We start from the raw sequence: 14,087 nt of genomic DNA, 5'->3' as shown, positions 1-14,087 counted from the left end.
CTCGCTGATGCGAGGCCTTTTTTTATTGCCCTGACTTTCAATACAACAGGTTCATCTCATACAGATACATCTGTTTCAGCGCTTATCGGGTTTAGCCAGCAACGTGTAGACGCAGGGCAACACAAACAGGGTGAACAACGTCCCGATCGACATGCCCGTCGCGATGACCGTGCCGATGTCGAACCGGCTGACTGCGCCAGCACCGGTGGCGATGATCAATGGCACCATGCCGAACACCATCGCCGCAGTGGTCATCAAGACCGGACGCAGCCGGATGGCCGCCGCTTCCTCCACCGCTTCCCGTGCCGTCAGGCCCTTGTCCTTGCGCAGCTGGTTGGCGAACTCGACGATCAGAATGCCGTGCTTGCTGATCAGCCCGATCAACGTCACCAGCCCGACCTGGGTGTAGATGTTCATGCTCGACCAGCCCAGGAACAGCGGAATCAATGCGCCGCAGATAGACAACGGCACGGTGACCAGGATCACCAGCGGGTCGCGGAAGCTTTCGAACTGGGCCGCCAGCACCAGGAAAATGATCGCCAGTGCCAGGGCAAAGGTGACCCACAGGGCGCTGCCCTCCTGAACGTACTGCCTCGATGCGCCGGCGTAGTCGAAGGCAAAACCGGCGGGTGCCTCTTCCCGGGCGATCTGGCGCACGAGGTCGATGGCTTCCCCCATGCTCACCAGCGGCACGCCGGACAGGATGGCCGAGTTGAGTTGCTGGAACTGGTTCAGCTGTCGCGGTCGAGCACGGTCGGTGACGGTGATCAGGGTCGACAACGCCAACAGTTCGCCGTCGGTGTTTTTCACGTAGTAATTGTTCAGCCAGTCCGGATTGTCGCGGAACGGCCGCTCGACCTGGGCAATGACTTTGTAGCTGCGACCTTCAACGGTGAAACGGTTGATCTCGCCTTCACCCAGCAGGGTCGCCAGGGTTCCCCCCAGATCCTGCATGGAAACCCCCATCTGCGCGGCCTTGGCGCGGTCGATATCCACCACCACTTCCGGCTTGTCGAAGGCCAGGTCAACGTGGACAAACGCAAACTTGCCGGATTCCTTCGCACGTTTTTTTACCCGGTCGATCACCTGCAGCAGCAATTCGTAATCGTTGGCGGAGTTGATGACGAACTGGAACGGCACGCCTTCGCCGGTGCCCGGCAGTGATGGCAGGTTGAAGCCGAAAATCTGCAACCCCGGGATCTTTTCCAGTTTGGCCTGCACCTCGGGCAGGATCGCCATTTGCGTGCGACTGCGCTCGTTCCATGGCTTGAGCAGGAAACCGCCGATGCCCGATTGCACGCCATTGAAACCGTTGATCTGGAATGACGAGTAGTACTCGGGAAACGCCTTGAAGATCGAGACGAACTCGTCGGTGTAGGTGTTCAGGTAGTCGAGGTTGGTCGGTTGTGGGGCGTTGGCTATCATGAAAATGATGCCCTGGTCCTCATCCGGCGCCAGTTCCGATTTAGTGAATTTGAGAAGAACCGGAATCAGGCACAACACGATCACGGCGAACACCAGCACCACCGGCCGGGTGTTGAGGGTGCCGTGAAGCAGGCTCTGGTAGCGGCGCTTGAGGTTTTCGAAAATCATGTCCAGGCGATGGGCCAGGCCGCTGGGATTCGCGTCGTGACGCAGCAGAAACGCACACATCATCGGCGACAGGGTCAGGGCGACGATACCGGAAATCACCACCGCGCCGGCCAGGGTCAGGGCGAACTCCTTGAACAGAGCCCCGGTCAGGCCGGTCAGGAAACCGATCGGTGCATACACCGCCGCCAGGGTGATGGTCATCGAGACCACCGGCATGGCGATTTCCCGGGCGCCTTCAATGGCGGCGTTGAGCGGTGTCTTGCCTTCCTCGATGTGGCGGTGAATGTTTTCCACCACCACGATGGCGTCGTCCACCACCAGGCCGATGGCCAATACCATCGCCAGCAGGGTGAGCAGGTTGATCGAGTACCCCATCATCTGCATGAAGAACATGACGCCGATCATCGACAGCGGGATGGTCACCACCGGGATCACCACCGACCGCAGGGCGCCAAGGAACAGGAACACCACCACGATCACGATCAGCACCGCTTCGAACAGGGTTTTCACCACTTCGTCGATCGAGGCCTGGATGAACAGGGTGGAGTCGTAGGCGATTTCACTCTTGAGGTTCGGCGGTAGTTGGGCCTCAAGGTCCGGCATGATCTTGCGCACTTCCTTGATCACTTCCAGCGGGTTGGCACCGGGTGTCGCCTTGATGCCGATGTACACCGAAGGGGTGCCACCGAACGAGCTGATGGTGTCGTAGTTTTCCGCCCCCATTTCCACACGCGCCACATCGCGCAGCAATACACGGCTGTCGCCATCGACCTTGAGCGGAATCGCGCCGAAGGCTTCGGCGGACTTGAGTTCGGTATTGGCGTTGATGCTGGTGACCACATATTCGCCCTTCACCTCGCCGGCGGCAGAGAGGAAGTTGTACTGGCGCACCGCGTTGGTCACATCGCTGGCACTGAGGCCGAAACCCGCCAGCTTCATCGGGTCCAGCCACAGGCGCATGGCAAATACCTGGTTACCGAGGATCTCGGCTTCGGCCATGCCGGGCAAGGTCGCCAGTTTGGGCTGGATCACCCGTGACAGGTAATCGGTAATCTGCGGGTTGTTCAATTCCTTGCTGAAGTAACTGATGTACATCAGCACTGACGCATTGGCAGACTCTTTGCTCAGTACCGGATCTTCAGCGTCCTGGGGCAGTTGGTTCTTGACTTCGTTGGCCTTGGCCAGCAGTTCGGTAAACAGACGGTCGCTATTGGAGCCGATGCGCGCGTAGATCGAGATCACCGAAAAGTTCTGGCGACTGACCGAGGTCATGTAGTCGATGCCCTCGGCGCTGGCCAGGCTTTGCTGCATCGGTTGGGTGATATAGCCCTGGATGGTCTCGGCGTTGGCCCCGGGGTAGGCGGTGGTCACCGTGATCAGGGCGTTTTCCATTTGCGGGTACTGGCGTAGCGGCAGCTTGCTCCAGGCCTGGAAGCCCAACAGCACGATCAACAGACTGATCACGGTAGCGAGAACCGGACGGCGGATGAACGGGTCGGTAAAAGCCATGGGAATTCCTTGATCAGTCCGCGCGTGGCGGGCTGTTCTGCCCGGCCAGGGTCTTGTCGTCGCTGATGGCAACGCGTGAGCCGTTATCCAGTTTGAGCTGGCCGGCGGTCACCACTTTCTCGCCGCTCTGCACACCTTTGGTGATCATCACTTGCCCATCGCGGCGTTCGCCGGTCTCGACAAAACGCCGTTCGGCGATCAGCACCGGTTGGCCCTTGTCGTCCTTTACCAGGCTGCCATCCTCGGCCTTCTTTGGTACGGCCACATACACCGAGTTGCCGTAGAGCGTGTAGGTAATCGCGCTTTCCGGCACCACGATGCGCGGCAGCGGGTCGGGCAGGAGCACCTGGAGGCTGGCGAACATGCCTGGCATCAACTTGCCATCGGGGTTGGCCAGGGTGGCGCGGACCTGCACGTTACGGGTGCTGTTCTCGACTTTAGGGTTGATTGCACTGATGGTGCCGGGGTACTCCAGGGTCGGATACGCCGCGACAATGACCTGCACTGGCTGGCCGAGCGCAATCTTCGGCACCGACTGCTCGGGCACGAAAAAGTCGACATACAGGCTACTGAGGTCTTGCAGGGTGGCGATCATGGTGCCGCTGGCCACATAGTCGCCGACGTCCACCTGACGAATGCCGATGGTGCCGCTGAACGGCGCGATGATGCGTTTTTTCTCGAGTGCAGCCTTGAGCTGATTGACCGTGGCCCTGCTCTTTTTCAGGACCGCCGAGAGTCGGTCGAATTCACCTTTGGAAATCGCCTGGCTGCCCACCAGCTGGCTGCCACGGTTGTAGTCCAGTTGGGCCAGCCCGAGGTCGGCCAGGGCGGTTTCGAGCAAGGCACTTTCCACGGCGCTGTCGAGCCGGACGATGGGTTGACCGGCCTTGACCTTCTGCCCTGACTCGAACTGGACATCGATGACGGTGCCATCGGTCTCCAGGCTCAGGTCCACGCCCTGCAATGCCTTGAGCGTGCCAACGGTAGGCAGGCGGGCTTGCCATGGGCGCTCGGTGGCGGTGGCCACGGCAACGCTGATGGCCGGTCTGGGCGCAGAGTAGCCTTGAACCATCGTGTAGATCGACAAGGCTTTGTACGCGGCCAGGACCAGCACAATCAGTAGAACAACACCCAACATGATCAGCATGCGGCGACGCAGCATATCCAGTTCCTTGGAGAAAATCAGGTGAGACAGCGGGGAACATTACCGGGAGTGTAGAGGGTAATCCAACTGCCGTTTTTACAGGTTGTGAGGTATTAGAGAGGTGAAAGCCTGAAAAGATTCGCCGCGTTGGGTCGCGCCTGTGGGGTGTACGTCATCCCGATGCAGGCGCGGCTCAAAGCGGCGATTTTTTCAATGATTCAGGCCATCAGATGCAGATGGTTGTCCCAGAGCCCTGCGGGTAGCTCAAGCGGTTTTGCAACAAGGTTTGTCTGGCGGCAGTCGTAGTACCGGCAGCGTCCCTGGCCCGAGGTCACGACAAAACCATCGGCCACGGCGCCGACCCCGGCGCAATCGGGCAGTGGCGCGTCCAGGCGTACTTCACCGCTGTCCAGGTCCCAGATGAAAAAACGGTTGCCCCGTGGTGCGGTCAGCGCCACCAGGCGCAAGTCGCTGTGTACCGCGACGCTGGCGGTGTAGTGCCCCATGGCTTGCAACTGGTGCTCGGGCACCGGGAACGCGACGAAGGGCTGACCGGGCCGCTTGATCGCCAGCAACTCCGACGACTCGTGGGCTGCGCCCATGAACTGCTGGCTGGCGACGATGGTTCCGTCACTGGCGATTGCCAGATGACGCACGCTGTTCATCTGCTGGGCGAGGGTTTCCCTGCTCAGGAGGGTGCCGTCGCGGTGCATCAGGACCAGGCTCGGTTCCATGGCGTTGAGGTTCATCTCCACCCGGCTTTCGGCCTCGGTGCGAATCCCGCCGTTGGCCACCACCAGGGTTTCGCCATCGGGCATCCACGACACCTGGTGCGGACCGAGGCCGTGGGTGGAAATCTCACCGCTGTGCACCAACCGTTCACCTTCGAATCTGTACACACCGAGCAGGCCGCGACCCGGATCGGTGGTGTCGTTTTCGGTGGCGTAAAGCCAGTCGCCGCTGTGGTGAATGACCGCGTGACCGTAGAAGTGCCGGTTCGGCTGTGACACCACGGTTTGCAGGAGCGTGCCGTCGCGCAGGTCGATCAGATAGCTCTCGGTGCCCGGACGGCGGGCGACAAACAGCGCAATCGGCAGTGTCGGGTGGTTGATGATGTCGTGGCACCGCTGGCCGACCCGGGTGGCGAACACCTGGGTGCCATCCAGCCGAAATCCGACGGCGTAATGCTGGCCGTCGGTATCGTCCCGTGCCGAAAGCAACAACGGACTCTTGTCCTTTTGCTTGAACAGCTTCCAGCCGCCCAGTGTCACTGCACCCAGCAGCAAACTACCTAATGTCAGAACCTGGCGTCGCAGCATGGAACTGGCCCTCATCAGTCACCGTCGTTGGCGTTGAAGCCCAGTTGGATGCCCAGTGCCTTGGCCAGATCAGCCTCGTGCAGGCGATGGACGACGTTGAGGCTTTCGTACAGGTCGTTGAGCTGCTGGCGGCCGGCCTCGTCATTGAGCATGTCGGTCAGCGAACGCTGGTTACCGGCGAACAGTTTCAGCGAGGCGGCATAGGCCGCATCGATCTTGTCGGCCAACGGTTTCTGCTCGCTCGGCAACAGGCTGCGCAGGCCTTTGTTATCCACACCTTCCCAGACGGTCTTGGCGGCCGCGAGGCTGGCTTCGAGGCTGGTCAGGGACGCCTGGCTGCGCCATGCATCGGCCTGGAACGGTTGCGGCACGCCCTTGCTCTGGCGGCCCATCGGCGTGCCGAGTTTTTTCTTCAGGGTGTCGATGGCGGTGACTTGCACACGCAGCAGATCGGCGATCGCTTCGTGGGAGTCCGCATAACGCTGGTTCGGGAATTTGCTCATTTGCGCGAGCATGCCGTCGGTGTTGTTCCAGGTTTGCAGAATCTCTTCGGCCAATTGCTTCTGGCGTTCGCCGATGGCGATCAGCAGCGGGCAGTATTTGCTCTTCTGCTCAGCGTTGGCCACGTCAGGCTTGCTGTCGAACAGAATGTATTCGTAGGCCGAGAGGCCCTGTACCACAACGCTGGACTTGGCCAGTGCAGCGGCATCGATTTGCGGCTGGGCGGTGACCAGTTGCTCGACCTGACGGCCGACCAGGTTTTTCTTGTCCGGCCAGAACTGCACTTGCCACGACCGGTTGCCTTCGGCCAATGGCCCGATCAGCAGCGGTTGCAGTTCGGCCCAGGCTTTTTGCGCGTGCAGGAAATCGGCACGGGCGGTTTCCAGGTTTTCCTTGCCTTCGCAGTAGGCGAGGGCGCTGACCGCCAATTGACGGTCGGCTTCAACCCAGCGGGTGTAGGTCGGCAGGATCACCGACTTGGCGATGGCCGCCGACGTGACCGCTTGCGGGTCCTGGGGCGAGCAGGCGCCCAGGGCAAGTGCGGCAAGGCTGGTGAACAACAATTTGGGACGGAACATGTCGGGCTCCCGCGAGTGGAATGCGTGTTAAAGGGAATTCAGGAACGCCAGCAACGCAGCGCGTTGCTCGGCATTGAAAGACAAAACCTGTTGCTGCGCCGCTGCCGCCTCGCCGCCATGCCAGAGCACGGCTTCGAGCAGGTTGCGGGCGCGGCCGTCGTGCAGGAACTGGGTGTGGCCGCTGACCGCCTGTGTCAGGCCGATGCCCCACAACGGCGGGGTTCGCCATTCGCGGCCGCTGGCCTGGAATTCGCTACGGTTGTCGGCCAAGCCGTCACCCATGTCATGCAACAGCAGATCGCTGTACGGGCGAATCACTTGATTGGCCAGTTCAGGTTCGGCAGCGTTGGCGGCGGTGGTGTATTTCGGGGTGTGACAGGATTGGCAACCGGCCTGATAAAACAGGGTCTTGCCGGCCAGCACTTCAGGTGCACTGACGTCACGACGTGCCGGTACGGCGAGGTTTCGGCTGTAGAACAGCACCAGGCGCAGGATGTTGTCGCTGACTTCCGGCTCGCCATTCGGGCCGTTGCCACTGGGTGCCTGTTTGCAGGCCGTTTGCGCGTCCGTGCAGTCATCAAAGGGTCTCAGGCTGGTCGTGAGTCCCATATCCCCCGAAAACGCGTGAACATTTTGTTGATTGAGGTTCGGTTGTCCGGCTTTCCAGCCAAATCTTCCCAACACTGTCTTTAGTTGGGCGTCGTCCCACACCTGGTTCGGGCGTCCGGCAATGCCGTTGTTCGCCTTGGCCTGGGCCTCGGCGTTGGCCAGGATTGCTTCCTCGGGGATCGCTTCGAGCAAGCCCAGGCCAATCATTGGCGGCGCCACGCGGGCCGAGAAACGGGTGTCGGGGTGCATCGGGCCGTAGCCCAGCTGGGTGATGTTCAGGCTCGGTTTGCGCAACTCGACTTCGGTGCCGTCCTTGAAGCGAACCGGCACGGCGGTGTAATCGACCCGCACTTTGCCTTCGGGGGCCACGCCGGGTACGGCCATGTCCTGGAACTGGCCGCCGTAGACGGGCTCCGGCACCACGCCGAGCTGTTCGATGACCTTGGCATACGCCGGGGCGTCGGGAATCGACAGGCGTACCAACATCGACACGGCGTTCACATCGTCGGGAGTCGGCGGATGGCCGCGGCCGTCCTTGATGTGGCAGCCCTGGCAGGCATTGGTGTTGAACAGTGGGCCGAGGCCATCGCGAGCGGTCGTCGTCGACGGCGCGATCACCCAAGGGCTGCGGAAGAAGCTGTTGCCAACGCTGAAATCCACGCGCCGCGACGGCGGCAGATTCGCCGAGGGCATGGAAAACGCGTTCTGATCGGTCTTGCGCACCGTCGCACTGCCGCCGGAGCGGGCTTCACCGGGTTCGGCCTGGGTGAATTTCGGGGCGTCATCGCAGGCACTCAGGCCCAGGGCCAGAAACAGTGCGGACAAGCGAAGAGGCAGCGAGGGCATCAGACATCCTGCAAGACGAGCAAAACAAGGGCGCAAAGTCTAACAGGGGATGGGAATTTGAATAAGAGGAATTATCGTTTGCTTGATGTGGGACAGGATTTTCACTTGAGACCGCGATGAGGCCACCAGCATCACCCTAAAAGCTGATATGAAAAAGGCGACCCGAAGGTCGCCTTTTTCACTCAGCCAGCGTTGATCAGAATTCGTGATCAGCGTTGTCCGGGTTCAGGTCGTTGATGCCCAGTTTGCCAGCGGCGGCTTCGATCGAACCGGTCTGCTTGACCAGAGACGCGATGGCGTCACGGACGATCTGGTTGCCCGCGGTGTTGCCGGCAGCGATCAACTGGTCGTAGTGCTCACCCTTGTTGGCGTGGTCGACCATGACCTGAAGCTTGGCTTCGGTGGCGGCCAGGTCGGCTTTCAGCGCGGTGTCGGCAGCCGGGTCGGCTTTGGCCACCAGGGACGACAGGCTGGCGCCGGTCATTTTGGTGCCGTCGACGCGGGTGTATTCGCCCAGGTACACGTTACGAATGCCCTTGGCATCGTAGAAGTGCGAGTTGTGGGTGTTGTCGCTGAAGCAATCCTGTTCGTCTTCCGGGGAGTTGGCTTCCAGGGAAACCTTCATGCGCTCGCCCGCCAGTTCGCCCAGGGACAGGCTGCCCATGCCGAACAGCATTTTGCGCAGGCCGGTTTCAGCCGGTTCTGCTTCCAGGGTGGCGCGGTAGTTGTCAGCCACGTTCGGCTTCCAGTTACCGACCATTTCTTCCAGGTCGCTGACCAGCAGCTGAGTCACAGACTTCAGGTAAGCACGACGACGATCGTTGTGACCGCCGGTAGCGCCTTTGCCTTCCAGGTAGTCCGAAGCCGGACGGTTGCCGGCGCCAGGGCCGGTGCCGTTCAAGTCCTGGCCCCAGAGCAGGAATTCGATGGCGTGGTAGCCGGTGGCGACGTTGGCCTCGGAACCGCCCAGCTCGTTCAGGCTGGCGAGTTTTTCCGGGGTGATGTCTTTGACATCGACCTTGTCTTCGCCGATCTGCACTTCAGTGTTGGCGATGATGTTGGCAGTGGCACCCGGGTTGCCCAGTGCGTGTTCGTAGGATTTGTCGACGTAGTCGATCAGGCCTTCGTCCAGCGGCCAGGAGTTCAGCTGACCTTCCCAGTCGTCAACGATGGTGTTGCCGAAGCGGAACACTTCGCTCTGCAGGTAAGGCACGCGAGCGGCAACCCAGGCAGCCTTGGCGGCTTTCAGGGTGTCGGCGTTCGGCTTGGCGAGGAAGGCGTCTACGGCGGTTTGCAGGGTCTTCGCGGTGGATTCGGCATCGCTGTAAACGGCGAAAACGATGTCGGCGTAATGGGCGACAACGGCTTTGGCGGCGGCTTCGTCGACTTTACCGGCAGCGGCAGGCGCTGCGGCTGGAGCAGCCGGGGCAGCCGCAGTGCTGGCAGCTGGCGCAGGCGCGGCAGCTTTTTCTTGGTCTTTACCTTCGCCACAACCGGCGAGGGAAATAGCGATGGCCAACAGACTGGCGGTAGCCAGAGGCATACGAATCATGGCGAACATCCTGCTTCGATAGGGGTGGAGTCGTGCTATGCGCACGCAAAACTGCGACATAATGCAAATCTTTCGCATTATGTGTAAAGGGTTGTACCTGTAAATATTTCTTATTCAGCGGGTGGTTTGCTGCAAATCAAAAGATCGCCCGAGCGGGTAAGCGTCGCCGTGCGGTTTTTGACGATTCAGAGGATGACCGCATTACTGCGTTGGGCCTGCTTGAGGTAAACGCCCAGTTCCCGTGCCGGCAACGGCTTGCTGTAGTGATAGCCCTGACCTTCGTGGCAGCCTTCGGAGATGATGTAGGCCTCTTGCTCGGCGGTTTCCACGCCTTCGGCAATCACTTGCATGCCCAGGCTCTTGCCCAGCTGGATGATGGCGCGAACGATGGTCGCATCGTCGTCGTCATCGAGCAGGTCCTGAACGAAGCTCTTGTCGATCTTGATCTTGTCCAGCGGCAGGCTCTTGAGATAGCTCAAGGACGAATAGCCGGTTCCGAAGTCATCGATGGCGATCAGCGCGCCGGAGCGGCGCAGGCTGAGCAGGTGCTGGGCTGCGGTGCTGATGTCTTCCATCAGGCCGGTTTCGGTGACTTCCAGCTCCAGGCTGCGTGGCGGCAGGCGATACATCTGCAGCAGGTTGTTGACCACCCGTGGCAGTTCGGCGTGGTGCAATTGAACCGTGGACAGGTTCACCGCCATGCGCAGGTCGCTGAAGCCCTGGTCATGCCACTCGCGTAGTTGCTTGCAGGCCTGGTCCAGTACCCACTCGCCGATGGCAATGATGGTGCCATTCTGTTCGGCCAGGGGGATGAACAGGTCCGGCGGCACCATGCCGTGCTCGGGGTGTTGCCAGCGAATCAGGGCTTCGACGCCCACCACGCGGTTGTCGCGGTAGCTGATCTGCGGCTGGTAGACGAGGTAGAACTGATTGCGGATCAACGCATCGCGCAGGTCTTTTTCCAGCTCGCGGCGGCGGCGCATTTCGGTGTCGACGCTGGCGATATAGAACTGATAGCGGTTGCGCGAACGGGTCTTGGCCAGCGTCATGGTCTGCTCGGCCTTTTGCAGCAACTTTTCGGTGCTGTTGCCGTCCTCGGGGAACAGGGTGATGCCGATGGTGGCGCGCAGGCGGATCTCCTGATGGTCGAGGGCAAACGCCGCTTCCAGGTCATCAAGAATGCTTTGCGCCAGCTCGGCGGCTTCGTAGGGCTGCTCGATGTCGGCCTGGACCAGGGCGAACTGGTCGCCACCGAGACGGGCGAGGGCGCCCAGGCGACCGCTGTGACCGCGCAGGCGATCGGCCAGGGCCAGCAACAACTGGTCGCCGGTCTGATAGCTGAACTGCTCGTTGATGCCCTTGAAGTCATCCAGGCCGACACACAACACTGCGACCCGGCGCTGTAATTTGCCGGCGTCGACGAGGATCTTGTCCAGTTGCTGCTGCAACTGCTGCCGGTTCGGCAGCCCCGTCAGGAAATCGTACTGGGACATGCGCAACAGGCTGTTTTCCGCTTCGTGGCGCAGATGGGTATTGCGTTCGATGGATTCGAGCAACTGGTTGGCGGTGTTGATCCAGATGCCCAGTTCGTTATTCTCGTGCCCCTTGAGCAGCGGAATCTTGTGTTCGCTGGGACGATCCGGATTGATTTCCGTGAGGTGCTCGATGATCCGCGACAACGGCTTGGTCAGCAGCCAGTGGTAAACCAGATACAGCACCAGCCCCATGGCGAGCGCGCGCAGTACGCCGGAAATGAAGATGATCACCGAGCTGACAATGAACCCTTGGCCGTAGGTGGCGGTATCAAGGGTGATGCTCAGGTCGCCGTAATACTCGCTGTAAGGCCCGCGACCGACCAGCTGGGTGGTGAAGGTGCGTTCCTTGCCAAGAATCAGGTCGGTCAGCCAGCGACTGTGGGAGTGCTGCAACTCGCGGGTTTTTTGCGCGAGCATGGCTTCGTTGGGATGGCCGATGGAGGCCTGGCGCACGGCGGCGTCCTGAAACAGGCCTTCGATCACCTGCATGCCCATTTCCCGATCCAGGCTGTAGACGGCCTGGGTCGAGGGGTCGCGAAACATGTCGAGGATGCGCTCGGCATCGTTGGCGACGGCCTGGTGTGTTTTATAGGCATCGAACACAATCTGCGCGCAGCTCAAGACCACGCCGACGATCAATGCCGACAGGAGCACGACCCGGAGCAACTTCACCGACAAGCTGTTCTTGAGTTCCAGCTTCAAAGGGTTATTCCTTGTTCCGTGCGGGGGGCATCAAGTTGCCATGAGTATTGGCAATCCCTTAATGGCAGTCAAAGGGACAATCATCCTTGGGGGATTTTGCCTTCAGCCTGGCCGATTTGCAGTTGTCTTGACGAGTTAGCCTATTAGCACTGTGTCGGTTGTCGAGTCCTTCAACTTGAGGGGCGGGGGTGGAGATATTTTCCTTTTGTTGATGTTAGTCGCCCGCGGCGGGGGAGCAAGGCCCGGAAGTCTTGTTTCATCGTCGAAAAATGCCTTGGATTCTGTAGGTTGTTTTGGAACTTTAACGGAGTACATATCCATTTCTTCGGTAACGGCGGCTTATGGTTTCGCCCTTACGGCGAGTCACTTTTTTTACAAGCGCCTAAAAAAAGTAACCCAAAAAACGCTCGCCCCGAACGTACGGCCCCTCGCCTGGGCTCGGGGTTCCTTCGCTCCGGCATTCATCCGGGGGGCATCGCCTCCGGTCGGCTTCGCTCGACCTCCTCTCGATGTGTTCGGCTTCGCCGAACGGCGCTGCGCGCCCACCCCCGGATGAACACCTCCACTCAGCCTTCCGAGGGGGCGGGTGGATCAAGATCAAGAGCTGCAGGCGAGCTAACGCTCGGCCTGATGAGTGGTGAGGAGCGACTGTGTACACCGACCTGTCTTTGCTTTTCTGTGGGGGCGAGCTTGCTCGCGATGGCGGCCTGACAGCCGACCAATCTCCCACGCCTCTAAGCTGATCGTTCCCACGCTTCCCGCGTGGGAATGCTGCCAGAGACGCTCCGCGTTACGTTTTTGCGGGTTAACGCGGTGTAGGAAAGCGCCAGAAGTTTCCCACGCAGTTTTCAGGTTGCCCGTCGGAAGCGGGCTGAATAGCCTTTGGCTGTCGCTGAATACTCAGCGATCGGGTGTGAGAACCCGGCAAGTCATAGTCATCCAGTGCCAGTATCCGCATAATTGCCGCCAGCTTATCCGCTGTCTGTAAATGCGTTATGGCGGCTGTGTGCGGGCAGACTTTTGTCTGGCCGGGTGTCTATGACCGGTTTTCTCACCTCGCACATAGCTGCCACCTCTTTGCCGAGTGAGAACGGCAATGGGTGGCACCCACCGCATAGGAATATTTCAGTGGATAAGTTAATCCCCGATCCCCCTTACAACACCACCAAACCCTACAGCCCCCGCACCATGTTCACGATCGTCCCCGACATGGACACTGAAAGCCTGCTGGCCCACGCCTGTGAATCACTGGCTTCAGCCAACGTCATGGCGAGTGATTTCGCCACCTTCCTGACCGGCCCTCAGCGCAACACGGCGTTGGCCATTGCGCAGATCATCATGCTGGCGAAGGCGGCGGAACGATCGCCACCGTCCCGTTGCTCATATCCTTCCATAAAAAAACCCGGCATAAGCCGGGTTCTTTTGACTGGCGTCGAGCTTAAGCGGTGAAGGTTTTGCCTTCGAACTGCTCAGCCACGAATTTCCAGTTGACCAGGTTCCAGAACGCTTCGACATACTTTGGACGCAGGTTGCGGTAGTCGATGTAGTAAGCGTGCTCCCAGACGTCGCAGGTCAGCAGCGGGGTGTCGCCGTTGGTCAGCGGGTTGCCGGCGCCGATGGTGCTGGCCAGGGCCAGGGAACCGTCAGCCTTCTTCACCAGCCAGCCCCAACCGGAACCGAAGGTGCCGATGGAAGTCTTGCTGAACTCTTCCTTGAACTTGTCGAACGAACCGAAAGCCGCGTTGATGGCTTCAGCCAGAGCGCCGGTTGGTTGACCGCCGGCGTTTGGCGCCAGGCAGTTCCAGTAGAAAGTGTGGTTCCAGACCTGAGCGGCGTTGTTGAAGATACCGCCCGAGGAAGTCTTGACGATTTCTTCCAGGGTCTTGCCTTCGAACTCGGTGCCTGGCACCAGGTTGTTCAGGTTCACGACGTAGGTGTTGTGGTGCTTGTCGTGGTGGAACTCCAGGGTTTCCTTGGAGATGTGCGGCTGCAGGGCATCGTGTGCGTACGGCAGTGGCGGCAATTCGAAAGCCATGATGATTCTCCTAATCAGGTCAGTTGCGGTGAGCGCAAGGCCGATCACGGGCGGCCAGACAAGCGCCGGGGAGTTTGTACTCTTTGCGGCGCAGGGAGTCGGATCATAGCACCGGGGGGACGGCATAACCACGCAACAACTGTGTGGAATAGAGGTTCCGCGAA

9 protein-coding genes are annotated in these 14,087 nt (G+C 60.3%); 1 reads left to right on the top strand and 8 read right to left on the bottom strand.

The window, feature by feature from the left end:
- Positions 1-75 precede the first annotated feature (75 nt).
- The 7 genes from KGA85_RS11320 to KGA85_RS11290 all read right to left on the bottom strand — a co-directional run bounded on the left by KGA85_RS11320 (position 76) and on the right by KGA85_RS11290 (position 11,888).
- Positions 76-3,102, bottom strand: coding sequence for a multidrug efflux RND transporter permease subunit (locus KGA85_RS11320; protein WP_223543119.1), 3,027 nt, complete (start codon positions 3,100-3,102; stop codon positions 76-78).
- A 13-nt stretch (positions 3,103-3,115) separates the two neighbouring features.
- Positions 3,116-4,264, bottom strand: a complete 1,149-nt coding sequence (locus KGA85_RS11315) for an efflux RND transporter periplasmic adaptor subunit (RefSeq protein WP_223459645.1) — start codon at positions 4,262-4,264, stop codon at positions 3,116-3,118.
- 200 nt (positions 4,265-4,464) lie between these two features.
- Positions 4,465-5,565: a DUF1513 domain-containing protein gene (locus KGA85_RS11310; RefSeq protein ID WP_223459643.1), complete on the bottom strand. Its 1,101-nt coding sequence runs from the start codon at positions 5,563-5,565 to the stop codon at positions 4,465-4,467.
- A gap of 14 nt (positions 5,566-5,579) precedes the next feature.
- The gene (locus tag KGA85_RS11305) at positions 5,580-6,644 is read right to left on the bottom strand and encodes an imelysin family protein (protein WP_223459641.1); all 1,065 of its coding nucleotides are present in this window, start codon (positions 6,642-6,644) and stop codon (positions 5,580-5,582) included.
- A 27-nt stretch (positions 6,645-6,671) separates the two neighbouring features.
- On the bottom strand, positions 6,672-8,099 hold the full coding sequence (locus KGA85_RS11300) for a di-heme oxidoredictase family protein (RefSeq protein ID WP_223459639.1): 1,428 nt from the start codon (positions 8,097-8,099) through the stop codon (positions 6,672-6,674).
- Positions 8,100-8,295: 196 nt separating this feature from the next.
- Positions 8,296-9,651, bottom strand: coding sequence for an imelysin family protein (locus KGA85_RS11295; protein ID WP_223543118.1), 1,356 nt, complete (start codon positions 9,649-9,651; stop codon positions 8,296-8,298).
- 185 nt (positions 9,652-9,836) lie between these two features.
- Positions 9,837-11,888 (bottom strand): putative bifunctional diguanylate cyclase/phosphodiesterase, encoded by a 2,052-nt coding sequence (locus KGA85_RS11290; protein ID WP_223459635.1) that lies wholly within the window; start codon positions 11,886-11,888, stop codon positions 9,837-9,839.
- A 1,128-nt stretch (positions 11,889-13,016) separates the two neighbouring features.
- On the opposite strand from KGA85_RS11290, the gene KGA85_RS11285 reads away from it, so the two are divergent.
- Positions 13,017-13,337 carry a DUF6124 family protein gene (locus KGA85_RS11285; RefSeq protein WP_223532193.1) on the top strand — a complete coding sequence of 107 codons (321 nt, stop codon included), beginning with the start codon at positions 13,017-13,019 and terminating at the stop codon, positions 13,335-13,337.
- Here the strand turns inward: KGA85_RS11285 and KGA85_RS11280 are convergent.
- A complete protein-coding gene (locus tag KGA85_RS11280) occupies positions 13,327-13,923 on the bottom strand; it encodes a superoxide dismutase (RefSeq protein ID WP_008022038.1) in 597 nt (198 codons plus the stop codon). The genes KGA85_RS11285 and KGA85_RS11280 overlap by 11 nt on opposite strands.
- Positions 13,924-14,087: the final 164 nt, after the last annotated feature.

This window comes from Pseudomonas sp. GL-B-12, from assembly GCF_019955895.1.
In the GTDB taxonomy this organism is placed as follows: domain Bacteria; phylum Pseudomonadota; class Gammaproteobacteria; order Pseudomonadales; family Pseudomonadaceae; genus Aquipseudomonas.
Note: the sequence above shows the minus strand (reverse complement) of the source record. Positions and strands in the feature narration are given on the sequence as shown.